The sequence below is a fragment of the Clostridium sp. OM05-6BH genome, assembly GCF_003481635.1.
GTDB lineage: Bacteria > Bacillota > Clostridia > Lachnospirales > Lachnospiraceae > Butyribacter.
Genome location: NZ_QULH01000002.1, coordinates 130,347 through 156,212, shown reverse-complemented (window position 1 = coordinate 156,212; position 25,866 = coordinate 130,347). Strand labels below are relative to the sequence as shown.

The 25,866-nt window shown below is 43.4% G+C and carries 21 protein-coding genes, 1 tRNA gene and 1 pseudogene; 3 read left to right on the top strand and 20 right to left on the bottom strand.

Features of this window, described 5'->3' with window-relative positions; genetic code table 11:
• Positions 1–65 precede the first annotated feature (65 nt).
• The 13 genes from DXB73_RS03195 to DXB73_RS03135 form a co-directional block, all read right to left on the bottom strand.
• A tRNA-Pro gene (locus DXB73_RS03195) sits at positions 66–139 on the bottom strand.
• A gap of 113 nt (positions 140–252) precedes the next feature.
• Positions 253–1,998, bottom strand: coding sequence for a proline--tRNA ligase (locus DXB73_RS03190; protein ID WP_118690132.1), 1,746 nt, complete (start codon positions 1,996–1,998; stop codon positions 253–255).
• 67 nt (positions 1,999–2,065) lie between these two features.
• A complete protein-coding gene (locus tag DXB73_RS03185; protein WP_022025469.1) occupies positions 2,066–2,344 on the bottom strand; it encodes an acylphosphatase in 279 nt (92 codons plus the stop codon).
• A 50-nt stretch (positions 2,345–2,394) separates the two neighbouring features.
• Positions 2,395–3,249 (bottom strand): dihydropteroate synthase, encoded by an 855-nt coding sequence (folP, locus tag DXB73_RS03180; protein ID WP_118690131.1) that lies wholly within the window; start codon positions 3,247–3,249, stop codon positions 2,395–2,397.
• 131 nt (positions 3,250–3,380) lie between these two features.
• Positions 3,381–4,757, bottom strand: coding sequence for an MATE family efflux transporter (locus tag DXB73_RS03175; protein WP_118690130.1), 1,377 nt, complete (start codon positions 4,755–4,757; stop codon positions 3,381–3,383).
• 1 nt (position 4,758) lies between these two features.
• On the bottom strand, positions 4,759–6,087 hold the full coding sequence (locus DXB73_RS03170) for a cyanophycin synthetase (RefSeq protein ID WP_182448182.1): 1,329 nt from the start codon (positions 6,085–6,087) through the stop codon (positions 4,759–4,761).
• A gap of 105 nt (positions 6,088–6,192) precedes the next feature.
• Positions 6,193–7,356, bottom strand: coding sequence for a phosphoglycerate dehydrogenase (locus tag DXB73_RS03165; RefSeq protein ID WP_022025473.1), 1,164 nt, complete (start codon positions 7,354–7,356; stop codon positions 6,193–6,195).
• Positions 7,356–8,438, bottom strand: coding sequence for a 3-phosphoserine/phosphohydroxythreonine transaminase (gene serC, locus DXB73_RS03160; protein ID WP_022025474.1), 1,083 nt, complete (start codon positions 8,436–8,438; stop codon positions 7,356–7,358). Before serC ends, DXB73_RS03165 begins: the two co-directional genes overlap by 1 nt.
• Before the next feature lie 207 nt (positions 8,439–8,645).
• Positions 8,646–10,331 (bottom strand): biosynthetic-type acetolactate synthase large subunit, encoded by a 1,686-nt coding sequence (ilvB, locus tag DXB73_RS03155; RefSeq protein ID WP_118690128.1) that lies wholly within the window; start codon positions 10,329–10,331, stop codon positions 8,646–8,648.
• Between the two features lie 17 nt (positions 10,332–10,348).
• On the bottom strand, positions 10,349–12,013 hold the full coding sequence (gene ilvD, locus DXB73_RS03150; RefSeq protein ID WP_118690127.1) for a dihydroxy-acid dehydratase: 1,665 nt from the start codon (positions 12,011–12,013) through the stop codon (positions 10,349–10,351).
• A gap of 77 nt (positions 12,014–12,090) precedes the next feature.
• Complete coding sequence (gene leuB / locus DXB73_RS03145) at positions 12,091–13,173, bottom strand: 3-isopropylmalate dehydrogenase (RefSeq protein ID WP_118690126.1); 1,083 nt, start codon at positions 13,171–13,173, stop codon at positions 12,091–12,093.
• 174 nt (positions 13,174–13,347) lie between these two features.
• On the bottom strand, positions 13,348–14,001 hold the full coding sequence (gene deoC, locus DXB73_RS03140; protein ID WP_118690125.1) for a deoxyribose-phosphate aldolase: 654 nt from the start codon (positions 13,999–14,001) through the stop codon (positions 13,348–13,350).
• 17 nt (positions 14,002–14,018) lie between these two features.
• Positions 14,019–14,453: a dUTP diphosphatase gene (locus DXB73_RS03135; RefSeq protein ID WP_118506917.1), complete on the bottom strand. Its 435-nt coding sequence runs from the start codon at positions 14,451–14,453 to the stop codon at positions 14,019–14,021.
• 227 nt (positions 14,454–14,680) lie between these two features.
• Between DXB73_RS03135 and DXB73_RS14365 the strand changes: the two genes are divergently transcribed.
• Complete coding sequence (locus DXB73_RS14365; protein WP_147354453.1) at positions 14,681–15,238, top strand: carboxypeptidase-like regulatory domain-containing protein; 558 nt, start codon at positions 14,681–14,683, stop codon at positions 15,236–15,238.
• Here DXB73_RS14365 and DXB73_RS03125 read toward each other — a convergent pair.
• The 5 genes from DXB73_RS03125 to DXB73_RS03105 form a co-directional block, all read right to left on the bottom strand.
• Positions 15,155–15,949: a recombinase family protein gene (locus DXB73_RS03125; RefSeq protein ID WP_147354452.1), complete on the bottom strand. Its 795-nt coding sequence runs from the start codon at positions 15,947–15,949 to the stop codon at positions 15,155–15,157. The two genes, DXB73_RS14365 and DXB73_RS03125, sit on opposite strands and share 84 nt — an antisense overlap.
• Complete coding sequence (locus DXB73_RS03120) at positions 15,946–17,118, bottom strand: recombinase family protein (protein WP_182448181.1); 1,173 nt, start codon at positions 17,116–17,118, stop codon at positions 15,946–15,948. The genes DXB73_RS03125 and DXB73_RS03120 overlap by 4 nt, the downstream gene beginning before the upstream one ends.
• A gap of 89 nt (positions 17,119–17,207) precedes the next feature.
• Positions 17,208–18,131 (bottom strand): alpha/beta hydrolase, encoded by a 924-nt coding sequence (locus DXB73_RS03115; protein WP_118690122.1) that lies wholly within the window; start codon positions 18,129–18,131, stop codon positions 17,208–17,210.
• 113 nt (positions 18,132–18,244) lie between these two features.
• Positions 18,245–18,919 (bottom strand): DUF6320 domain-containing protein, encoded by a 675-nt coding sequence (locus DXB73_RS03110; protein ID WP_118690121.1) that lies wholly within the window; start codon positions 18,917–18,919, stop codon positions 18,245–18,247.
• Positions 18,912–20,303, bottom strand: a complete 1,392-nt coding sequence (locus DXB73_RS03105; RefSeq protein ID WP_118690120.1) for a hypothetical protein — start codon at positions 20,301–20,303, stop codon at positions 18,912–18,914. The genes DXB73_RS03110 and DXB73_RS03105 overlap by 8 nt, the downstream gene beginning before the upstream one ends.
• Positions 20,304–20,361: 58 nt before the next feature.
• Between DXB73_RS03105 and DXB73_RS03100 the strand changes: the two are divergent.
• Positions 20,362–21,135, top strand: a pseudogene (locus DXB73_RS03100) (peptidoglycan-binding domain-containing protein); the annotation flags it as partial.
• On the opposite strand, the gene DXB73_RS03095 reads toward DXB73_RS03100, so the two are convergent.
• On the bottom strand, positions 21,136–22,404 hold the full coding sequence (locus DXB73_RS03095; protein ID WP_118690119.1) for a M18 family aminopeptidase: 1,269 nt from the start codon (positions 22,402–22,404) through the stop codon (positions 21,136–21,138).
• Between the two features lie 262 nt (positions 22,405–22,666).
• Here DXB73_RS03095 and DXB73_RS03090 point away from each other — a divergent pair, with 262 nt between their 5' ends.
• Complete coding sequence (locus DXB73_RS03090) at positions 22,667–25,108, top strand: glycosyl transferase (RefSeq protein WP_118690118.1); 2,442 nt, start codon at positions 22,667–22,669, stop codon at positions 25,106–25,108.
• 234 nt (positions 25,109–25,342) lie between these two features.
• On the opposite strand, the gene DXB73_RS03085 is transcribed toward DXB73_RS03090, so the two are convergent.
• Positions 25,343–25,864: a dihydrofolate reductase gene (locus DXB73_RS03085; protein ID WP_118690117.1), complete on the bottom strand. Its 522-nt coding sequence runs from the start codon at positions 25,862–25,864 to the stop codon at positions 25,343–25,345.
• Between the last annotated feature and the right edge of the window lie 2 nt (positions 25,865–25,866).

The following is a 25,866-nucleotide window of genomic DNA, read 5'->3' as shown; positions in this document are numbered from 1 at the left end:
TCAAGATCTTCGGCGCCCCTGCCAAGGATTCTTCTGACTACTGTCCCTACTGTATCCTTGTATCATCGGCGTGACAGGATTTGAACCTGCGACTTCTACGTCCCGAACGTAGCGCTCTACCAAACTGAGCCACACGCCGTAATTCGGGGACAACTACTGTCCCCGAAGAAATACTATAAAATATTTTTCCAAAAATGTCAACTGTCCATTTCAAAAAAAGCCAAAAATGTCAGCTTCAAAAAGAAGTTGTCATTATTTCTGATATGCCTCAACATGACTGGCAATGTCATCAAACAATTTCTGACGAAGTGCGATGACATACTCTTTTGCTTTGTCTAAGTCAACCATTTCCTTTACTGCCTTATCACGTGTTGTGATCTCAACCTTTGATTCCTTTAAGTTTCTAGGGCTGACAACCACACGGATCGGTGCACCGATCAGATCTGCGTCAGAGAACATAGCACCCGGACGGACATCTCTGTCATCATATATTGTCTCAATGCCGGCATCCTGCAGACCGGTATACATGTCATCCGCAACCTTTTTGCACTCATCGTCGTCGGCACGCAGACAACATACTTCTACCTCCCAAGGAGCAATGGAAATTGGCCAGATTGGACCGTATTCGTCATGATGCGCCTCACAGATAGATGCGGCCATACGTCCAACTCCAATACCATAGCAGCCCATGATCGGATTCTTTAACTCGCCGTTTTCATCTGTATAGGTCATATTCATTGCCTTAGTATACTTCGTTCCAAGCTGGAAGATATTACCTACTTCAATACCTCGTTTGATCGTAATAGCAGGCTTGCCACAGCATGGGCATACACTGCCAGCTTTTACTTTTGCAATGTCAACATATTTTGCGTCTTTCAGATCTCGATTTAAATTGAGTCCTGTATAATGATAACCCTCTTTGTTTGCTCCGGCAACCATAGACTCGATCCCCTGCAATGTCAGATCCAAATAATATTCTACTTCTTCCGAAATTGCATATGGTCCGATATAGCCGGCTACTAAGCAGGAATCTTCTGTAATCTCTGCCGGATAGATCTCTTCGCCAACCAGATTGCGCAGTTTTGTCTCATTAATCTCATAATCACCGCGAACAAAACCAACAACAAACTGACCATTGCTTGCCTTCTGATAAACAACCGCTTTGCAGGAACTTTCTACATCACTGTGCAGGAATGCACATACATCTTCGATTGTTTTGCAGTCCGGAGTCTCGATCATTGCAAGCTCTGCTTGCTCCCCGATCTTGTCACCGGAAACACAGTTTGCAGCTGCTTCCATATTGGCACGATAATCACATTCCTCACAAAGAACGATGGAATCTTCTCCTACCGGTGTAAGAAGCATATATTCATGTGATATATTACCGCCCATCATACCGGAATCCGAAGCTACGGTAACCACTTCCGGAATGCCTGCTTTCTGGAAAATGCGATTGTAGGCCTGATAACAAACATCATAATATTTTTCCAAATCTTCCTGGGATGTATGGAAAGAATATGCATCTTTCATCGTAAATTCACGCACACGGATCATTCCTGCACGAGGTCTTGCCTCATCACGGAATTTGCGCTGAAACTGGTAGATCATAAACGGATATTTTGTGTAGGACTGTGCATATTCTCTGACAAGCTGAACAGCAGCCTCCTCATGCGTCATTCCCAATACCATTCGTGCATCATTGCGGTCTGTAAAACGCAGCAACTCGCTGCCAACACTTTCGTAACGTCCGGATTCATCCCATAAATCTGCAGGAAGCACAACAGGGAATAATACTTCCTGTCCGTCAATAGCATCCATCTCCTGACGGATAATGTTCTCAATCTTGCTTGTTACACGACGCAATGTCGGGAACTCCGAATATATACCATTGCCGACATATTTCATATAACCACCACGCACCATTAATGCATGGCTGTCGATCACACAGTCTGATGGCTTTTCCTTAAAACGTGATCCCACTAAATTTGCAACTTTCATTCTTCTACCTCATTTCTTATCTCTATTGCCTCATTTTTTGTAGCATAAACCTTGTCTTTTGTCAAGATTACCGTACATGAAACCCTCGTTCCTCCCGATCTAACGGAATCGTTTTCCGACGAAGATCCTCTACTTGAATATAGGTTCCCTGATTGATCAATTTGAGCATTTGATTCAACTGTTCTAACGTTCCTTGTGCTTCCATTTCAACCGTTCCATCCCAGTCATTTCGAACCCATCCGGTAATTCTGAGACCATTCGCAACATATTTTGCGCGGTATCGAAATCCAACTCCCTGCACTCTGCCAAAAAACACATAGTGCTCTCTGATCCTGTTTTCTTCCACGGAACGTCCCCCTTCCTTTTGTGAATATAGTCAGGGCATAAATCCATTATTTACTGTAAAGACATGATCTTTTCTGTCATACGCAGTGCGCGTACATTTTTCTCAACGTCGTGCACACGGACCATATTCCAATGATTCAACGCCGCTAACACACTCGTTACCATCGTCCCCTCTTCCCGCTCCTCAACCGGAAGATCTAACGTAAGACCGATCACCGATTTTCTGGAAGTTGCCAGAAGAAGCGGCAACTCAAAATCCAAAAAAGTATCTAAATGTGCTAACACCGCCAAATTCTGCTCGTATGTTTTGCCAAAGCCAACACCGGGATCTAATATGATCTGATCTCTCGCTATGCCTGCCGCATCTGCGAGCATAAGCGATCTTTGCAGATCTTTCTTCATGTCGATCAGAAAATGCCCATATTCTGCTTTTGGACGATTATGCATAATGCAGACCGGTTTGTGGTGTTTTGCGACGATCTCCGCCATCGTACCGATCTCCCAAACAGATTTGCAGCCTTCCTGTGCAAATAGCTCATCATAACGCAGTCCCCATATATCATTTGCCATGTCTGCACCTGCAGACAGTCCTGCGTCCATAACGGGTGCCTTGTAGGTGTCCAACGATACCGGTACATCAAATCGTTCTTTAACTTTTCGTATCACTTCTGTCACACGCTCGATCTCTTCTTCCACGGTTATCTTCTGATAACCGGGTCTTGTTGATTCTCCTCCGATATCTATAATATCGGCACCCTGCGCGACCATTTCCTCCACATGCGCCAAAGCCTGATCTAAATGATTAAACTTGCCGCCATCCGAAAACGAGTCCGGTGTTACATTCAAAATGCCCATCACATATACATGATGTCCGTCAAATTGATATTGTTTTGTTCCTATCTGCATGATTCATACCTTCCTACCACATACTTTGCGGTGAATATTCCTTACAACCGGTAAAGAATGATCCATATTACTGTCATCCTATAAAGATCGTGTCAAAAAACAACACTACATTATCATAGCATAATTTACTATCAGTCGACAATAGTGCTGATCCAAATCCCTTTGCGGATCAAACCATAGCCAATTGCGACTTTGATCAGATCTAACGACTGAACAATGGCATAGATCACAAACACAGACAACGGCGTTGTTAAACACAACACTGCTGCTACCGGCACTGTCACGACCCATGAAAATACACTATCAAACAAAAAGGTGATCACTGTCTTTCCACCGGAACGCAAAGTGAAATATAAGGAATTTAGCAGCCCCTGTATTGGGAAAAATAATGCTGTGATCACAATAAATGTCTGACCATACCCCCGTACCTGTTCGGTCGTATCGTATACTTTTGGAAAAATCCCTGAAAAAGCGATCAAAATAACGGTGAGGCCCACACAGACAAAACAGGTAAACCACATCAAATGAAACGCATTTTCTTTCGCTTTCTCAAACTTCCCGGCTCCAAGTGTCTGACCGGATAAAATTCCCACGGCAGAGCCTAATGCAACAAACACAACATTAAGCAGGTTACAGATAACATTAGAGATGGTAAGTCCCGCAACAATCTCTAAACCTTTGGTTGAATAACACTGGGTCAATGCCGCTAATCCTCCTGCCCACAAAAACTCATTAAAAAAGATAGGCAGACCTTTTTTGATCATCAGAATTGATATTTCCTTAGGGATGCGCATCGTTCGGTAAATACCGATCAGAAAACTGTGTGTTCTACGCTCATAATGTGCCCACGCTACCACGATCACGCACTCAACGATACGTGCTAACAATGTTGCGATCGCAGCTCCTTTTACTTCAAGTCTTGGCATTCCAAATTTGCCAAAGATCAACAGGTAATTAAACACGATATCAACGATAACGGATAGTATCCCGGCAATCATTGGTTTGACGCTATATCCGGTCTCTCTTAAGCTGCTGGCGTATACCTGCGTAATACTAAAAGGCAGCAGCGTAAACAACATGATCGTCATATATTCTTTTCCCAGATGCATGGTAAGCGCTGCATCCATCTGCGCACTTTCACCATGTAGATACATACTGATCAAGGTTTCTCCACTTGTCATAAAAATAAGCGTTCCTATAATAACACATGCGAGACATATCCAGAGCTTGATACGAAAGGTATGTCGAAATCCCTCCTCATTTCTTTGTCCATAATATTGTGCTCCATAGATACCCGGACCTGATATTCCTCCGAATATTGCAAGGTTAAACACAAAGATCAGCTGTCCTACAATAGAAACTGCGGTCATCGATTCTGTGCCCAGCTTTCCCACCATAACATTATCAACCAATCCCACCATATTCGTGATCCCGTTTTGGATCATCATCGGTACCGCAAGCAATAACGCTCTTTTATATATTTCTGTTCTTTTGGTTTGTTCCCTCATTCTATTCCTCCATTTCACCTGCTTCCGACATAAAACGCTGTACCGCACCCTGAATGGACAACGAGCCACAGATTATCGTATTTTCTCCAATCTGTAATGTCTGATAAAGCGCATCCGACATCGTGCGAACATCTTGTATATCTTCCAAAGATAACCTGTTCTCTCCAAACTTCTGTGCTGTCTGCCATATCGATTTTGCCAATTTACCGCTGTCAAGCCCTCTGGGACCCGGTGCAGTCACGGTCAAAAAACGCTTGGCATACGGAAGCAGAATATGAATCATTTTTTGATACTCTTTATCCGCAAAAACGCCCATAATAAATTGCCATTTTTGTCCCGGATAATATGCTTCTAAGCTTTGTACAAGCCGTTTGGCAGCATCCTCATTATGTGCTCCGTCCAATAAAATGATCGGCTTCTTGCAGATCACTTCCATTCTGCCGGGCCACCGGCTGGAATATATTCCCCGTTTCATACTCTCTTCGTTGATCTTTGCAAAGCCAATCGACTGCATGCACTGTGCGGTTTCCAGTGCAAGTGCTGCATTATCAATCTGATACAATCCCGGCGTAGATAACACATAGGACCGGTCACGATAATAAAACTGCGTCTCTTCGCAGGAATGGATCTGTACTTGTCCCACCGATTGCACCAGATGCAAATGTGCACCGGTTTCACGACATACACGCTCTAATAATGGCTGTAATTCTTTAGGCGGTGCAGATACGACCTGGGCTCCCTTCTTAATGATCCCATATTTTTCTTCAGCAATCTCCGTGACCGTTTCTCCTAAAACCGCCATATGATCTCTGCTGATCGAAGTAATCATACAAAGCAGCGGATCAGTAATAAAATTCGTGGCATCCATTCTTCCCCCAAGACCACATTCGACTAACATGACATCCACATTCCAGTCCACACCCTGCTGCATTGCCAATATCGTCTCAATCTCGAATGCAGTAGGATGATGATATCCCTCTTTGACCATCTGCTCGCAAAAGACGCGCAATTTAGTCAGAAGCTTTGCTGCTTCCTGTGCTGAGATCGTAACTGCTTGCTCTGTATATGGCTCCCATTTCTGAACACGCTCCAAATAATGCGTTGTCGGTGACACGTAACGTCCCACACGATATCCCGATGCCGCCAAAATACCAGCCAGATAATTTCCTGCAGACCCTTTTCCATTGGTTCCTGCAATATGCACAATCTGCAATTTTTTATCCGGTCTATCCATATATTCCGCTAATCTTGTGACTTCCTTCAACGAATAGTCACTTCCGAGATTTCCCTGAATATGTGCAATATAATTACGTGCTTCCTCATAATTCATGTCCATTTCCTCCAACTGCTATACGAGATCAAAACTCCTCAAAAAAAGGATCGTTACCCCAAAATTTTCAGAGTAACGATCCGGCAAATTGTGTATCGTACTACATTATTTGATGATACGTACCTTTAATACACCATCAATTGCATTCAGCTTATCTTCCAATGCCTTTGAAGAAGCAGCATCAATATCGAATACACAATATGAATAATCACCACGGCTCTTATTTGTCATATGTGCGATATTAATTCCTTCTTCAGCAAATACATTGGTAAACTGTGTCAACATCGTTGGGATGTTTTTATGTGCAACTGTAATACGTCCTTCTGTATTGCAGACACCTGCATCACAATTTGGATAGTTTACAGAATTGATGATATTACCATTCTCTAAAAATTCACGAAGCTCATGTACTGCCATAACGGCACAGTTATCCTCTGACTCTGCTGTAGAGGCACCGAGATGCGGTGTTGCGATCACATTCGGCATCTTAACAACGGCTGGATTTGGGAAATCTGTTACATAACGACGCACCTTTCCAGACTCCAAAGCAGCTTTCATGTCATCATCATTTACCAAAAGATCACGTGCAAAGTTCAAGATAACAACGCCATCCTTCATCTGATCGAAAGCTTCCTTGTTGAGCATTCCTTTTGTCTCAGGAATATAAGGAACATGAATTGTAATATAATCACATACCTGATACAACTCATCGTAAGATTTTACAACGGTAACATCTCTGGAAAGAGATAACGCATTATTAACGGATAAGAATGGATCTACACCATAGATCTCCATTCCGAAATGTCTTGCCACATTAGCAACTAACACACCGATAGCTCCAAGTCCGATAACACCAAGTTTTTTGCCTTTTAACTCTGTACCGGCAAAATTCTTCTTTGCCTTTTCCATGGATTTGGAAATATTTTCATCATCAGCGTTGTCCTTAACCCACTGCATTCCACCTGCAATATCTCTGGCAGCCAAAAGCATACCGGATACCACCATCTCTTTTACACCGTTTGCATTTGCACCAGGTGTGTTAAATACAACGATACCCTGATCCGCACATTTATCCAATGGAATATTGTTGACACCGGCACCGGCACGTGCGATAGCACAGAGCTTATCAGAAAGCTCCATATCGTGCATCGCTGCACTTCTAACAAGCACCACATCAGCCGCATTCACATCATCTGTCTTTTCATATTGTCCATCAAAACCATCTAAGCCAATCTGTGCGATCGGATTTAAGCAACTATACTGAAACATTACGCATTTTCCTCCTCGAACTTCTTCATAAACTCAACCAACTTCTCTACGCCCTCTTTTGGCATTGCATTGTAAATGCTGGCTCTCATTCCACCTACGGTACGATGACCTTTCAAGTTAACAAAACCTGCTTCTGTTGCCTCTTTGACAAACTTAGCATCCATATCTGCATCACCTGTTACAAACGGAACATTCATCAAAGAACGATCTTTTGGCACTACCGTACCCTTGAACAGTTTACTCTGATCCAAGAAGTCATACAGGATCTTTGCTTTCTCTTCGTTGTGCTTCTTCATAGCCTCTAAGCCGCCCATTTTCTTGAGCCACTTAAATACCTTACCGCAAATGTAAATACCATATGCCGGTGGTGTGTTATACAGAGACTGTGCATCTGCATGTATTTTGTACTGTAACATTGTTGGTGTACCTTCCAAAACATCTTCTGTAATAAGATCCTCGCGGATGATCACAATGACAACACCTGCCGGTCCGATATTTTTCTGTACACCGCCATAAATCACGCCATACTTTGTGACATCTACCGGTTCTGACAAAAAGCAGGAAGATACATCTGCAACTAATGTCTTACCCTTTGTGTTTGGCAGCTCTTTGTATTTCGTACCATAAATTGTGTTATTTTCACAAATGTATACATAGTCGGCATCTTCGGAGATCGGCAGATCCGAACAGTCTGGGATGTACGAGAATGTTTTATCCTCGGAGGAAGCGATCTTATTCGCTTTACCATATTTGGAAGCTTCCTGCCATGCCTTCTTTGCCCATTGTCCGGTTACAATGTAATCAGCAACCTTGTTCTTCATCAGATTCATCGGAATCATTGCAAACTGCTGTGAAGCACCTCCCTGAAGGAAGAGTACCTTGTAGTTATCCGGAATATTCATCAGATCACGCAGATCCTGCTCTGCGGTCTTGATAATATTATCATACACTTTTGAGCGATGACTCATTTCCATAACGGACATGCCGGAACCCTGATAATCCAACATCTCATCTGCTGCTTCCTGCAATACTTCCTCTGGCAATACTGCCGGTCCTGCTGAAAAATTATAAACTCTGCTCATTTTTCTCCTCATTTCTGTATACGCATATTTTTATTGAATTTTTGCGGCGCATACTACGCAAAAATCAAAACGGTCCGGGAATTCCCTTTCCTTTTGTCACTTTGTAAATATATGAAACCCTGCTATGTATCATGAATATCAAAACATTCAACTCTTCCACTAAAGCCTACTCGAACTTCGTGTCAGACTATACCAGGATTAACACGCTTACTGCTGTTTTTGCAAATCTTTCTCATCAAAACAGTCTTCTAAGTTCTTACCCGGTGCAACCATCGGGAATACCTTATCATCACTCTCGATCACAACCTCGATCACAACCGGACCTTTTGTAGAAAGTGCTTCTTTGATTGCTCCCTCAACCTCTTCCTTCTTTGTAACTCGGATCGCTTTCACCCCAAGTGCCTCAGACAGTTTGATATAATCAACTTTGTCATTCAGTACCGTCTGCGAATAACGTTTTCCATAGAATAACGTCTGCCACTGGCGAACCATTCCAAGCACCTGATTGTTAATAATAACCTCAATAATCGGAATGTTATAACGGCTTGCAGTTGCTAACTCATTCATGTTCATGCGGAAGCATCCATCTCCGGCAATGTTAATAACACGTTTATCCGGACAGCCGACCTGTGCACCCAGTGATGCACCCAATCCATATCCCATTGTTCCAAGGCCACCGGAAGTAATCAGTGTGCGTGGATGTGTATAGTGGTAATACTGCGCCGCCCACATCTGATGCTGACCGACTTCCGTACAAATGATCGTCTTATCACTGTTTGTCAACTCGTCCAACTTCTCCATAACATATGGACAAGTCAATCCCTCCTCAGAATAAGTCATTGGCAGTGCATCCTTTCTTGCCATCACCTTATCCATCCACTCTTTATGATACATCTGTTCCATGCGCTCATTCATACGCTCCAAAACAGCTTTCACATCACCAATAATGCTCATATCAACCGATACATTCTTGTTGATCTCCGCTTCATCAATGTCAATCTGAATGATCGTTGCATTCTTCGCATAGTTTGCCGTATTGCCTGTCACACGATCAGAGAAGCGGGAACCAACAACTACCAGTGCATCGCACTCTGAAACACTTAAATTGGCAGTCTTCGTTCCATGCATTCCAAGCATTCCCACATATCGGTCATCGGTACCCGGAAATGCACCTTTACCCATTAACGTATCCGTTACCGGTGCGTCTACTTTTTCCACAAATTCCTTAAGTTCTTTATCCGCACCTGAGATCACAGCGCCGCCACCAACGAATACCATCGGTTTCTTGGCATTGCGCAGTACCTTGATTGCCTCATCAATAACAGCATCGTCAATATTTTCTGTGCTGCGTTCGATCTCTTCCGGAACTTTCGGCTCATATTCAGCTTTGTCACTCGTTGCATTTTTCGCAATATCGATCAAGACCGGACCCGGTCTGCCGGATTTTGCGATCGTAAAGGCACGACGGATCGTATCAGCCAATTTATCAACTTCCTTTACCAGAAAGCTGTATTTCGTAATCGGCATTGCCACTCCGGCAATATCAATTTCCTGGAAAGAATCTTTACCCAGTAACGCCTTGCCAACGTTACATGTAATAGCAACCAATGGAACAGAATCCATATAAGCTGTCGCAATTCCGGTAACTAAATTAGTTGCTCCGGGTCCGCTTGTTGCCATACATACACCGACTTTACCTGTTGCTCTGGCATATCCATCTGCTGCATGAGATGCTCCCTGCTCATGAGATGTAAGGACATGTCTAATTTCATCCTGATGACGATATAATTCGTCATATATGTTCAGAATAGCACCACCCGGATAACCGAATACTGTGTCTACCCCTTGTTCTTTCAAACATTCTATCACAATCTGTGAACCTGTTAATTGCATGACTTTCCTCCACTCTTCTACTGAATCTGTAAAATTGCTCCCTTATCTGCTGATGTAACCATCGACGCATAGCGTGCCAAATAACCACTCTTGACCTTCGGCTCTCTTGGCTGCCATTTTGCACGGCGCTCTGCCAAAACTTCATCAGAGACTTTGACATTGATCGTATTTGCCGGGATATCAATTGCAATAATATCGCCTTCTTCGACTAAAGCGATCGGACCGCCAACGGCTGCCTCTGGAGAAATATGTCCAATACTTGCTCCACGCGATGCACCGGAAAATCTTCCGTCTGTGATCAATGCTACACTAGAGCCAAGTCCCATACCAGCAATTGCAGAAGTCGGATTCAACATCTCACGCATTCCGGGACCACCCTTAGGTCCCTCATAGCGGATAACTACTACGTCTCCGGCAACGATCTTGCCACCCTTGATAGCCGCAATAGCGTCTTCCTCGCAGTCGAACACACGTGCCGGACCTTCATGTACCATCATCTCCGGAACTACTGCAGAACGTTTTACCACGCCGGAATCCGGTGCGATATTACCTCGCAGTACTGCAATTCCGCCAGTCTCGCTATATGGATTGTCAATCGGACGGATAACTTCCGGATTGCGGTTGACACAATCTTTAATATTCTCTCCTACCGTCTTACCGGTAGCAGTAATAAGTTCTGTATTTAATAAGCCCTTCTTGCTCAGCTCATTCATAACAGCATAGACACCGCCTGCCTCGTTCAACTCTTCCATATAGGTATGTCCTGCCGGTGCTAAATGACACAAGTTCGGAGTCTTTGCACTGATATGATTTGCGATATCTAAGTTAAGTTCTACGCCTGCTTCATGTGCGATTGCCGGAAGATGAAGCATTGTATTTGTAGAACATCCAAGTGCCATATCTACAGTCAACGCATTCATAAATGCCTGCTCTGTCAAAATATCTCTTGGACGGATATTTTTCTCCAAAAGTTCCATGATCTTCATTCCCGCATGCTTTGCAAGCTTGATTCTCTGAGAATATACAGCCGGGATCGTACCATTGCCCTGCAATCCCATACCGATCGCCTCTGTCAGGCAATTCATACTGTTAGCAGTATACATACCGGAGCAAGAACCACATGTCGGACAAGCATTGCATACATAATCATTTACCTGTTCCTCTGTCATCTTACCTGCCGCATGAGCACCAACTGCCTCAAACATAGAAGATAAAGATGTCTTGTTGCCCTGAACATGACCGGCTAACATCGGGCCACCGCTGACAAAAATTGTTGGTATATTCAATCTAGCAGCTGCCATCAACAGACCCGGAACATTTTTATCACAGTTTGGCACCATGACCAATGCATCAAACTGATGCGCCAATGCCATACACTCTGTGGAATCACAGATCAGATCTCTCGTTACAAGAGAGTATTTCATACCGGTATGTCCCATCGCAATACCATCACACACTGCAATCGCCGGAAAAACAATTGGAGTTCCACCAGCCATAGCAACACCCATTTTAACAGCATCAACGATCTTATCAATATTCATATGTCCCGGCACGATCTCATTGTAAGAACTCACAATACCGATCAACGGCTTTTCCAATTCTTCTTCTGTAATTCCTAATGCATTAAACAACGATCTCTGAGGTGCTGTCTGCATTCCCTTCTTTACTGCATCACTTCTCATAATAATCACTTATTCCTTTCCAGACCTGCCATTTGAATCTGCAGGCACCAATATCTACCTTGTGTATTTATGTTCTATTAAATACGTTCTGCGATCAGATCACCCATCTGTATTGTTCCGACCTGCGTCTTTCCCTCGTCCATGATATCGATCGTACGATATCCGTCTTTAAGTACCTGCTTCACGGCATTCTCGATCGCATCGGCTTCTTTTTCCAGATCAAAGGAATAACGAAGCATCATCGCTGCAGATAAAATAGTTGCGATTGGATTCGCCTTATCTTGTCCTGCAATATCCGGTGCAGATCCATGACTCGGCTCGTATAGACCTAACTTCGTTGCACCAAGGCTTGCAGAAGACAACATACCGATCGATCCGGTCACCATACTTGCCTCATCTGATAAAATATCACCAAACATATTCTCTGTAAGGATCACATCAAACTGCTTTGGATCACGCACAAGCTGCATCGCACAGTTATCTACTAACATATGAGTAAGTTCCACTTCCGGATAATCCTTTGCCACTTCCTCGACAACACTTCTCCACAAACGGGAAGAATCCAAAACATTCGCTTTATCCACGCTGCAAACCTTTTTACCACGCTTCATTGCGACATCAAATCCCCATTTGGCGATACGGCGTATTTCATTTTCATCATACGTCAACGTGTCGATCGCTTTCTTAACACCATTCTCTTCAACCGTCTTACGATCCCCAAAATACAGACCGCCGGTAAGCTCACGCATTACCACAAAATCAAATCCACCCTCTGTCAGTTCCGGTTTCAACGGACATGCACCGCTAAGTTCATCAAACAACACAGCCGGACGAATATTAGCATATAATTCCAGTCCCTTACGAATCTTCAGTAATCCTGCCTCCGGTCGTTTATCCGGTGGAAGCTGATACCAATTAGACTGTCCGACGTTGCCGCCCACGGCACCTAACAACACGGAATCGCTTGCTTTCGCAGCTTCCAGTGTCTCCTCGGTCAACGGCTCTCCATAAGCATCAATGGAACATCCACCCATTAACAGCTCCTGATATGTAAACTCATGACCATATTTCTGTCCAACCTTGTCTAATACCTTTCTTGCCTCTCTGACAATTTCCGGACCGATACCATCACCAGGTATCACGGCTACCTTATAATTCATTGGAACCTCCATTCTGCGGTCTTTTCTCTGTACGCCATAAAGAACGCATTACCATCAAAATTTGCATTTTATAAAGAATCTTAAAACGCATCACATTATAGTTTATACAGAATCACTTTTTGTGTCAAGTGTTGGGTGATGCAAACTTATTTCGTTATGCTCCTCATGCAATAGTTAATCCGTCGATTTGCATAGTGCGATCAATCTGCTTGTTCCAAGGCGGTCAGCCCCCAGCCTTAAGAAACGCTCTGCATCTTCTAACGATGAGATTCCTCCTGCAGCCTTGACTTTCACTGAATCTCCTACATATTTTTGCAACAGTGCCACATCTTCAAACGTAGCCCCTCCGGTCGAAAATCCGGTTGAAGTCTTAATATAATCCGCCCCTGCCTTTGTAACGATCTCACACATTTTGAGCTTTTCCTCTTTGGTCAAAAGACAAGTCTCAATGATGACTTTTAAGACTTTCCCCTCGCAGGCTGCCCGTATTTCTTTCACTTCCTGCAGTACCTCTTCAAAGCGGTCATCCTTAACACGATTGATATTGATCACCATATCAATTTCATCCGCACCATCTTCCACTGCCTCTTTCGTCTCTGCCACTTTCGCAGCTGTTGTCTGATAGCCATTTGGAAAACCGATCACCGTACAGATCTTCAAGCGGTCTTCGACATAATCACGTGCCTCTTTGACATAACAAGGTGGAATACACACACTTGCCACATGATACTGCATTCCCTCATCGCAAAGTGTCTTGATCTGCTCCCATGTAGCATCCTGTTTTAATAATGTATGATCTAAATGCTGCAATATCTTTTTCTTATCCATAATGTCCTCCCTACTCGTTATTGTTTTCCGGTAGTTCCAAAGCCGCCTCTGTCTTTGCCCTCCAAATGTTCTACTTCCTCGAATAAGATTTCCGGCTGATTTTTCATTATACGAAACTGGCAGATCCTGTCGTTTACATGAATCTGTGTATCGCGCATTGCAATGACCGGCATACGCCACATATCGTTATCTCCGCAGTAAGATCCGTCTACCACACCACAATGATTTGCCTGTATCACGCCAAAATTTTTATAGGTGCTGCTGCGCGGTACGATATGTGCCTCATATCCTTTGGGAAGTTCCATTGCCACACCAAGTGGCACCAAAGCAAACTCACCCTGTTTTAATGTAACTTCTTCGGAAGCTCGCAGATCGATCCAATCACTTTTCCCATCGATATAAGCAAGTTTATCGATCTTGTCCGTAAAATATTTAATCTTGATCTGTTCCATGTTAATCCTCTTTTCTGTTTACAGATGTCCGCGCAGACCATTTTGCCAAATTCGCAGGTTATCTGCAATTCCGTAGTTTTTAATACTGTTTGTGCCGCAATTGCAGCATTTCTACCAACTATATCATACTGAAAATATTATTTCAATCTTTCACTCCTGACTGACAAGAGGCATACAATAATCCAAAACTATGTGTGATTTTTAAAGAATCACAGAAATGAGGTTCTATGTCTCACGATCTATATGCAGCAAAAGATATGCCGGATAGAGGTTTTTTTCAGGCAAATATCACATCTCGCCGAACCTCCAGACCGATTGCCGGAGCCAAGATACAGATCCGTAATATCAATGATGCAAACGATATAATTGAAGAAACCGAAACAAACAGTGCCGGCAAAAGTGATCTGATCACTCTGCCCGCACCGCCATTGGAGTATAGCATGATGCCGGGTACTGATCGCCCATATTCTACGTATTCGATCCAAATAACTGCTCCAAATTTTGAACCGGTAGAAATCAGCGGTGCTGAAATCTTATCCGGACAGACCGCTTTACAAAATACAACTCTGATCCCAACCCCCAACACACCGGAAGCCAACAAAGAACTGTTTGTAATACCGCCTCATACGCTATACGAAAAATACCCGCCAAAAATTCCCGAAGAGGAAATCAAAACAATAGAAGAAACCGGTGAAATTGTACTAAGCCGTGTCGTTATCCCCGCTGGTGTTCGAACAACATGCAATATGCTTATGGTTCCAAACACCTCGTACCATCGCCCCTGACCATTTATCTGTTGTCTGATCCTGCGGTATTCTTAAAATTCCGGTGCGACGATATATCTCCGGTGTCGCTATGTGATCCTCATTGAGTTTATTTGCGATCTGCACGGAAGATTGTCCCGCTCTTCTCATATTCTGTATGTTTGTTAAAACAGAAAACGTCTGATCAGGTTCTAATACTCTCTTGCCATTCCGGTAACAGATCCGATATCCATATGGAGCCTTGGCACCGATAAAATTTCCTTGTTCCCTTTGCTGACGTTTCGCCAGCCGTACCTTGTATCCGGTATCTACTGCATACCATTCATTTAATAAATTTTTCAATCCAACGATCAGCATCTGTTCCGTAAGTCTTGCACTGTCATAATGATCCGTCACGGTAATCACCCGCACATTATTTACCGGAAAGAAGTATTCCAGATACCATCCCAATTGCAGATGTTCTCTCCCCAGTCTGGACAGATCCTTCGCAATAACTGCATCTAATAATCCCAAACGACAATCCTCTATCATCTGCTGAAATTCCGGTCTTTGAAAGTTTGCTCCACTATACCCATAGTCCACATAAACCTTTCGTTGTTGACATTCGGTATGTTGATCCAAATATTGACCAACCAGTAACAATTGATTCTCGATTGACATTTCCTCTCTCTCCGTATTTCGAACGGAAAGCCTTGCATAAATTCCTATACGCTGACACAATATATTATTCATCTGCTCTGACACTTCCAAAATAAAGATTCTTCAATGATCGGCGGCACCGCCTTATCCGTGCTGATCCATTCTTCAGGTGGCACTTTACATCTCTGTGCCAGTTTATAGTTGATCTTTCTCGTTTTGCCCTGTTGAAGGATCCCAATATATAATTGATTTTTCAAAATACGTCGAACTGCGACCGGCGACCATAGGAGCACTTTTTGTGTGTCCGTATTGTCGGACAGGCAAGATTGACCACTTGTTTCATTTACGTCCTTATTGTTAGTCATATTCGATAAACTATTTTGTTTTCTTCTGTCCACAAAACCGGACTTATAAGACTGCCCGCTTATCTTCTTATATACGTACGGCGATGGGATCAATAAAACATTCAAAAACGCACAAATCTTTTCCGCGGAATGCCCTGCATTTTTCCAATGAAATATCTTTTGTACAACATCTGCCGTCTGCCTATCGACAACTAATTTGTGCTTATTGATCATCGCTTTTTGATAACCGTACGGTGCAAAAGCACCTACGTAATCTCCCTGCCTGCGTCTGGCCTCCTGACTGTTTTTGACCTTTCTGGAAATATCTCTGCAATAAGCATCATTCATCAAATTGAGGATTGGAAGCAACAACGCCTTTTCACCAAACAAAGCACTAGCACTATCGTAATGGTCTGCCACCGCAATAAAACGTATCCCCCACTGTGGGAACCACTTTTTCAAATACCATCCGGTCTGTATATACTCTCGTCCGAAACGAGATAGATCCTTGACAAGAATGCAATCTACCTTTCCATCTCTCGCAGCCTGCAGCATTCGCTGCAACGCCGGCCTTTCAAAACTGCTTCCGCTATACCCATCGTCAACCCATTCGCCTGTAAAATAAAGCTCCGGTCTTGCCGCAATATAGTCCATCAACAGTACACGCTGATTTCTGATGCTGTTACTCTCAATGGCGGTTCCCTCATCTTCTCTGGATAGTCTTAGGTAAATGGCACATCTCCAAATTTCCTGTTGTCTTTCGGCGATGCGGCTCTGCCATAATATCTCTCGTTCATGCCCATCATCTGTCCCTGTATACGGACACGATAAAGCAGAAGGATCCGTCTCTCTTCCCGATACGGACCCTCCTGCTGATATTTCGTCGTAATGTACCACTCTAACTGTTCCATGCTTCACTGATAACCTGCTTTCGCACATAGCCGATTCATTTTCTAACTAAAATAATGCCGGCTGCAGTTTCTGAACTGCCATGCTTTTTTTACAGTCTATTCATCACTTTCTGCACGCATTCCCTCTAAAAACTTTTGTACTTCCTCCCACGCCGTTGCCGATTCCGGTATTTGTGACAATCCCATCTGAAATACATGAAACATTCCGGCATAGCACTGTGCCGTTGCCCGACCACCGCATTGCTGTACTTTCTGTGCAGCGCACTCGCCATCACTTCGCAGCATTTCAATCTCACCTACCTGTATCAACATAGGCGGCAGACCGGAAAAATCCCCAAACAACGGCGACAGATATGGATCTTTCGGATCATGATCATCTCGATAATCTCCTCGATAGATCATACTTTCTTTCGTCCCGCCAAACATTGGATCTTTGTCATAATTGTCCGTGTAGGAACCCCCGGACGCTGTCATGTCCAACCATGGAGACATCAATACAAGCTTGGCCGGCATTGGTCTGTCATGTTCACGCAGCCACATGCAGAGTGCTACCGCAAGACCACCTCCCGCAGAATCACCCGCTACAAAGATTTGATCTCCCGTATAACCCATATCCAAAATCATTTCATAAGATGCAATGGCATCTAGCAGCGCCGATGGATGAGTATGTTCCGGTGCCACCCGGTAATCCGTACTAAATACCTTCATTCCACCGCACATCATTGCATATTTATAAGCAAAACTTCGATAAATATTGCGCAGTGGATTCACATATCCCCCGCCGTGCAATTGGAGCAATGCATATTTGCCGGGAATCGGAGGCTGCACCACCTCAACCGTGCAATTTGCAAGCTTTTTCCGTTCCCAAAGCACATCCTCCGGCTTACGCCACAACGGTTCCTTATCAACCAGATGCCGCTGCAACTCTCCCATCTTGATCTTCGGTCCAATCAAACGGTTTCCTGCCGCCAGACGAATACATTCTTTTACTAACTTTGCCTGAAAACTCTGCTCTTGCACACGCTACCTCCATATACTTTATCCCCATCCGGGAATCATAATCTTTCCACTTTAACCGTAAATTGTCACTGCTTTATCCTAACACCACCCATACGCAGATCGTTTCGCATCCTTTATATATAAAATCGCCTTCGCAGCTCACTCTTTGCCTTGCGTGAACCGGCAAGTACCGCAGCACCAAATAACACAAGGGTAACTAACAGTACGATCCAAGCAAACAGCGGATTTCCTTCTTTGGCAAAAATCCCAATGCAAAGATTGATCACTGCTAACGCAATAGCATACACCTGTGTCGTCAGATAACTCGTCCAATTAGTACGATTAATCAGCATTCCTCCACCCAAAAACAGATCCAGCACTAATATGCTGCATGACATACCATACTGTACTGACCAGCCATGAAAACCAAGCCCTGCATCTAATGAGAGCAAAAATAAAATCGTTGCAAATGTCTGAATAAACAGCTTGCGAATATGGCTTTTATTCCATGCTGTAAGATAGTGCATCGAAAAAATTCCATACGCAAAAACCACTGCTGTCACAAAAGACCAGCGATGTCCCGCATCCAAATAATAATTCAACACAAAAAGTAACACCTGTATTAAGATCAAAGCAAACGTAAAGGACCATACGATACGCTTTGCCATACGCGTTTTGTGGAATATTGCCGGATACATATTAACCAATACATTGTCAGATTCTTTGGTCAACACCCGACCACAAAACAAACAGGTTTTTGCATTATCCGCAATCCTAAGACGACAATTTTTACATATTCGATCACTCATAATACACCCCATTACTTTCTATCGTAACTTCAATACCATCTTCAACTAATTTCCGGAAAAACCGTCGCTGTATTGATACATCACGCAGCGTTGAACTGAAATTCAACACTAATTCGTCCCGATAAGAACACAGCAGCGTTTTAATATGCTGTCCTGTTGACATAGCGATCATTCCATGAAATTTTTCTATGAAAGGCTCATATTCTTTCTGTACCTGAAAGGCTCCAATATTCGTAAGCGTACTCGTATTTGCTCTAGCCGAAGAGCGATATACAAAACGCATAGCAAGCACTTTAATAAACATTGGAACTGAGCGCAGAAAAATGTTTTTCTGATTGGACACATTATAGGAAAACAATTCTTCCAAATGTTCTTTTGTGATCTGCTCACGCAGACTCATTGTCACCAATTCCAAAATCCTGTCAAATGATTCCCCGGTCCGATCGGCTGCATATACCGCACTGACCATGACGAAAAAATTTCTCGTTGTTACAGACTCAAAATATGGTCTCAAATTCACAGGAACCGCTACTGCGATTGGACGGCTTGACGGGTTCTCCTTAAGATACTCCTTGTATATGCTGTAAATAAATACAGCCGTCATATATTCATTGATACTAACGTCCCTCTGATGACAAACCTGTTTCACTGCAGAAAGAGACATACTTCCATGGATCACACCAAGTTCTCCGGTCGGAAGATGTTCTCCCTTAACCTCTACGGCACGTGCTGTTTTATAACCCTTGTTATGACTTTTCTTATAATTTTTGACATAGCTGTCCTCCGTGCTTAAAGACGTCAGATCCGATAAACCTTTCTGTCCGCCGAAGTCCGTCTCAGGATGTGCCAATCGCAAATAACAATACGTTAATTCCCGCAAAAAATTAACGGCTCCCATACCATCTGCCAACACATGAAATACCTCCAAATTAATGCGATTGCGATAATAACTCACTCGAAACAAATAGCCGTTATTTTCATAGGGTTCAATATAACTGCAAGGATATTTATCCTCTAATTCCACCAATGGCGGTGCCTTATAATTTGTCTCAAAATAATTCCAAAACAATCCTTTGCGCATACGTACCCGAAAGGTATCAAACACCGGAAGTACTTCATCCAGTGCCTGCTGCAATAAATCCCGTTCAACATGATCCGACAGCGTCACGCTGATCCGATACACGTTAGTCATATTCTGCGTTGCAATAGCCGGAAAAAGGTTGGCGGTATTATCAAGTCGTTCCCAGGCGGCTACTTCTCTTTTTTTGCGCCGGCTGACATTTTGCTGCTTTTCAAGCTGTTGTCTGTTTTTACGCCGTTTTTTCCGCTTCCTTTTCTCCTGTTTCCACCGCTCTTTGCCACGATTACGATCGCGTTCACTCATACTGTTACTCCTTACCTGTAAGACGCCGGGTAACGAAAGCTGTCTTCGAACTCCATCCCCCGAATATATAATCGTCCATGATGGACCACCATCGGACTCCCGCGCCAAAAACTATTATGTCAAATATAAAGATTATATTAAAAATGTTGCCTCCAGTGAAATCTATGCCACTTGGCCGGAGGAAACACTGATTGCTAATATTCTTGCCATTCAGTCCATTACGCTCAACCGCGTATATACCGAATGGTACCGCAATAAAAACTATGATTTTACGATCACATCCTCTACTGCCTATGATCAAAAATGGATCTCCGGACGCAATATTTATGCTTCCATATCACAAACTGTAGATTCCATTTTTTCCAATTATCTGGCACGGCCTAATATTACACAGCCGATCTTTACACAATACTGTGACGGACGTCAAGTATCCTGTCCTAACTGGATGCGGCAGTGGGAATCCAAAACGCTTGGTGACCGCGGCTACTCTGCCATCGAAATACTACGCTATTTCTACGGTAATTCCATGTACATCGCTTCCTCAGAGGAAATTTCCGGAGTGCCATCTTCCTGGCCTGGCTCAGATCTGACGATCGGCAGCAGCGGTCAAAAAGTACGCCAGCTGCAGCAACAGCTTAACACGATCGCCGGTGCTTACCCACTGATTCCAAAACTTGCTGTAGATGGTATTTACGGAAAAAAGACAGCGGAAGCAGTCAAAACCTTTCAACAGATCTTTAACCTTCCGGCAACAGGCGTAACTGACTATCCGACCTGGTATAAAATCAGCGAGATTTATGTTGGCGTAAGCCGTATTGCTGAACTGATGTGATCAGTCAACTCCATAAAAATGCTCACAAAGACGGATCAACGCATCCAGATCTTTTGTTCCGGCTGTCTCCATTGCCGAATGCATCGCCCACTGTGCCAGCCCAATATCCACTGATGGTATCGACACATGCGCCGTTGAGATATTTCCTAACGTGGAACCACCGGCAATATCCGAACGGTTATGGTACGATTGACAAGGCACACCCGCTCCTTTGCACAGCGTACGCAAATATCCTGACGTCATGGCATCGGATGTATACTTTTGACCACCGTGAAATTTAAGCACGATCCCACCATTAAGCAAAGGCTGATTGGTGGGGTCCGCTTTGCTTTCATAATTCGGATGGATCCCATGCGCATTATCTGCAGAGATCAAAAAACTGTTGGTGATCATTCGCCTCTTACCACCATCGGAGATTCCGATCGCTTCTGTGATCCAGGTAATCACATCCTCCAAAAAAGTAGAATCTGCTCCTTGTCTCGTCCCGCTTCCCACTTCCTCATTATGGAAAACCGCCGCCATCGCTATCTTATTGTGAACACGTGAGGAAAGCAGTCCTTGTATAACACCATAAGCGCATTGTTGATCATCCAGTCTCGGTGCCAATATCCATTCTCCGTCTCTGCCAACAAAGTGTCCCTTTTCACGGACATATAAATACAATTCCTGCCCTACGATCTGGCCTGGCTGTACTCCGGCTTCACCGGCTGCCAATTCACGGATCCCGGCACCATCTTCCTGCGCATAAACCGGAAGCATATCCTCTTGCACATTAAACGTCTTGCCGGCATTTAAGTTGCGATCCATATGAATTGCCAAACTCGGTATAACAAGCAGATCGCGGTCAATCGAAACTAATCTGCTCTCTATCCCATGTTCTCCGGCAACTGCTACTCGTCCGGCAATTGAAAGTGCACGATCAAACCAACTGGAGAGTATCATTCCACCATATTTTTCTACATTTAATGTTATATAATATTTCTTCTTAATCTCCGGGTGCTCTTTGATCAAAAAAGCCGGCGAATCACTGTGGGCTGCCGCAATATGAAATCCATCCGGCTCTTGTTCCGGCATTCGCCAAGCGATCAGTGATGCATCGTTACGTATTGTATAATAAGCCTTGCCATACTCTATATTCATCGGCTTATTCTCCGGAAGATATACAAAGCCTGCCGCATCTAACTGTCGGCGCATATTGTATACAACGTGAAATGCACTTGGACTCTGCTCTATAAAGGTTAATAATTTCTCTGCATTCTCATTACTCATATGGATCACCCTGCCCTTTCCGGTATTCTTACTGCGAATCCTATACCACCAGCTAATATCTGCCTATTATTATACCCATTTTTAATAGATAACGCAATTCCCTGCATCGACATCCACCATATTATATTCATTCCGCAAAGCTAGATTTTTTCGGTTCGAAAATCTTTAAGCATACAAATAAATTTTCTTGATTTCCGCCCCCATATACGATATACTTTTATCTGAATACAAATGTATGCCTGTGGGCGGAATGGAGGATAATATGAAATTTGGTTTTTTTGACGATCCGAATAAGGAATATGTCATCACTACACCGAAAACACCGCTTCCTTGGATCAATTATCTTGGAAGTAACAACTTCTTTTCTTTAATTTCCAATACTTGCGGTGGTTATAGTTTTTATAAGGACGCTAAACTTCTTCGTTTAACGCGTTATCGTTACAATAACATCCCGAACGATGAAGGCGGCCGTTATTATTACATCAAAGATGGTAATACAGTTTGGAACCCTGGCTGGCAGCCTGTAAAGGCAGAGTTGGACTCTTATGAATGTCGTCACGGTATGGGTTACAGCCGTTTCACTTCCGTTAAAAACGGTTTAAAGGCATCTTTGCTTGCTTTTGTACCTGTCAATGATAACTGTGAGGTTAATCAGCTTACTCTGACCAACGAAAGCAACGAGAAAAAATCATTCTCTGTATTTTCATATATTGAGTTTTGTCTCTGGAATGCCATGGATGATATGACAAACTATCAGCGTAACTTAAATATCGGTGAAGTTGAAGTCATTGATTCTACAATCTATCACAAAACAGAGTACCGTGAGCGTCGTAACCACTTTGCAGTTTATTCAGTAAACTGTCCGGTAGACGGCTTTGATACAAGCCGCGATGAATTTTTAGGTGCTTACCGTGGAGTTACGGATCCTCAGGTTGTTGCCGAGGGCAAATCTCATAACTCTGTTGCCAGCGGATGGTATCCGATCGGATCTCATCAGATTAATATTACTTTGGAGCCGGGTGAGTCAAAAAGCCTTATCTTCGTACTGGGCTACTGTGAGAATCCGGAAGACCAGAAGTTTACTGCACCAAATGTTATCAATAAGAAACCTGCTGATGAATTATTGGCAAAATATCAGACAGATGCACAGGTAGATGCCGCTCTTGCTGAATTGAAAGAGAATTGGGAAAATCTGTTATCTAAATTTACCGTAAGATCTGATGAAGAAAAACTTGATCGCATGGTAAATATCTGGAACCAGTATCAGTGTATGGTTACCTTTAACATGTCACGTTCCGCTTCTTACTACGAGTCCGGTATCGGTCGTGGTATGGGATTCCGTGATTCCTGTCAGGATCTGCTCGGTTTCGTTCATCTGATCCCTGAGCGTGCAAGAGAAAGAATCATTGATATTGCTTCTACGCAGTTTGAAGACGGAAGCGCTTATCATCAGTATCAGCCTCTTACCAAAAAAGGTAATGCAGACATCGGATCCGGCTTTAACGATGATCCTTTGTGGCTGATCGCAGGTACTTCAGCATATATCCGCGAGACAGGCGATACTTCTATCTTAGAAGAAATGGTACCGTTTGATAATGATGAATCCAAGGCAGTTCCGTTAATGGAGCATTTGAAGAGATCTTTCGATTACATTGTGAATCACAAAGGACCTCATAATCTTCCACTCATCGGACGCGCCGACTGGAATGACTGCCTCAACTTAAACTGCTTCTCTGAGCATCCGGGTGAATCTTTCCAGACCTTTGGTCCTAGTGAAGGTCCGGTTGCTGAGTCCGTATTTATCGGTGGAATGTTTGTAAAATATGGTAAAGAATATGCTGATCTGTGTGCTTACACAGGTAATCAGGCTGAAGCTGACCGTGCACTTGCTGAAGTTGAAGCAATGAACAAAGCAGTGTTAGCAGACGGCTGGGACGGCGAATGGTTTGTCCGTGCTTATGATGCACAGAGCAACAAAGTCGGTTCCAAAGAATGCGAAGAAGGTCAGATCTACATTGAGCCTCAGGGCTTCTGCGTTCTCGCCGGTATCGGTGTTGAGACAGGTGAAGCTAAGAAAGCATTGGATTCTGTAAAAGAAAAACTGGATACAAAGTACGGTATTGTATTGTTACAGCCGCCTTACACCAAATACCATGTAGAACTTGGAGAAATCTCCTCTTATCCACCTGGATATAAAGAGAATGCAGGTATCTTCTGCCACAATAACCCTTGGGTATCTTGTGCTGAGACTGTTATCGGTCGTGGTAACCGTGCTTTCGAGATCTACAAAAAGACTTGTCCTGCTTATATCGAGGATATCAGCGAGATCCATTGCACAGAGCCATATGTATACTCTCAGATGATCGCCGGTAAAGATGCGCACTTCTTCGGACAGGCTAAGAACAGCTGGCTTACAGGTACCGCTGCCTGGACATTTGTAAATGTTTCTCAGTATATCTTAGGTGTTGTTCCAACTCTCAATGGTTTGAGCGTTGATCCTTGTATTCCATCCGAGATGGGAACCTCTTTCACTATGACACGTAAGTATCGCGAAGGTGTGTATAACATCAAGGTTGAAAACCCAAATAAGATTGAAAAAGGCGTTGCCAAGATCGTTGTAGACGGCAAAGAATATACAGGAACCACTGTTATCCCTTATGAGAAGGGCAAAACTTCATACGATGTAACTATCGTAATGGGCTGATCAATGGTCATCCTCTAATAAGATGATAGCATCAAAAAACAGACAGCGATGGAAACGTTGCTGTCTGTCATAAAGGTTCTATTATCCTTTCATGAAAAATAGCACAGATTGGTACCAACTTCCAAAAAATCAACTTGGAAGGGCACCTCATATCTGTGCTATTTTTAGATTTAAAATGATAATGATTTAACACTCCATTTTTATCTTTATACGCTGATCATTACTATCGAATTCTTATTGTATACGTTGATAGGTGATAAATTCATATATCACATTTTGCTGTGGATCTTTTTGCAGAAAAGACTGCTCGCAGATTTCCCAATCCTGGCTTTCATTTAAATTCGGGAAATAAGCATCTGCCTCATATTGACGATGCACTTTTGTAATATAAGCTGTATCACAATACGGAAGCAGCAGGCGATATACTTCTTCCCCACCAATTACATAGACTTCCTGACCCGGATACTGTTTCACATACTGTTTGAGTTCCTGCAGGCTATGTAATACCTGCGCACCTTCAAAACAATACGTCTCATCCGTAGAAAGAACTATATTGGTGCGATCAGGCAACGCCCGTGCACCCGGAAGTCCCTCCATTGTTTTTCTGCCTCCAACAACAATCTTTCCGATCGTATGCGCCTTAAATGCTTTTTTATCAGCCGGGATATCAACCAACAATTGTCCCTGTCTGCCAATTCCCCAATGGTCATCTACACATGCGATCAACTTCCAGTCATATCTATACTCTACATCCATGT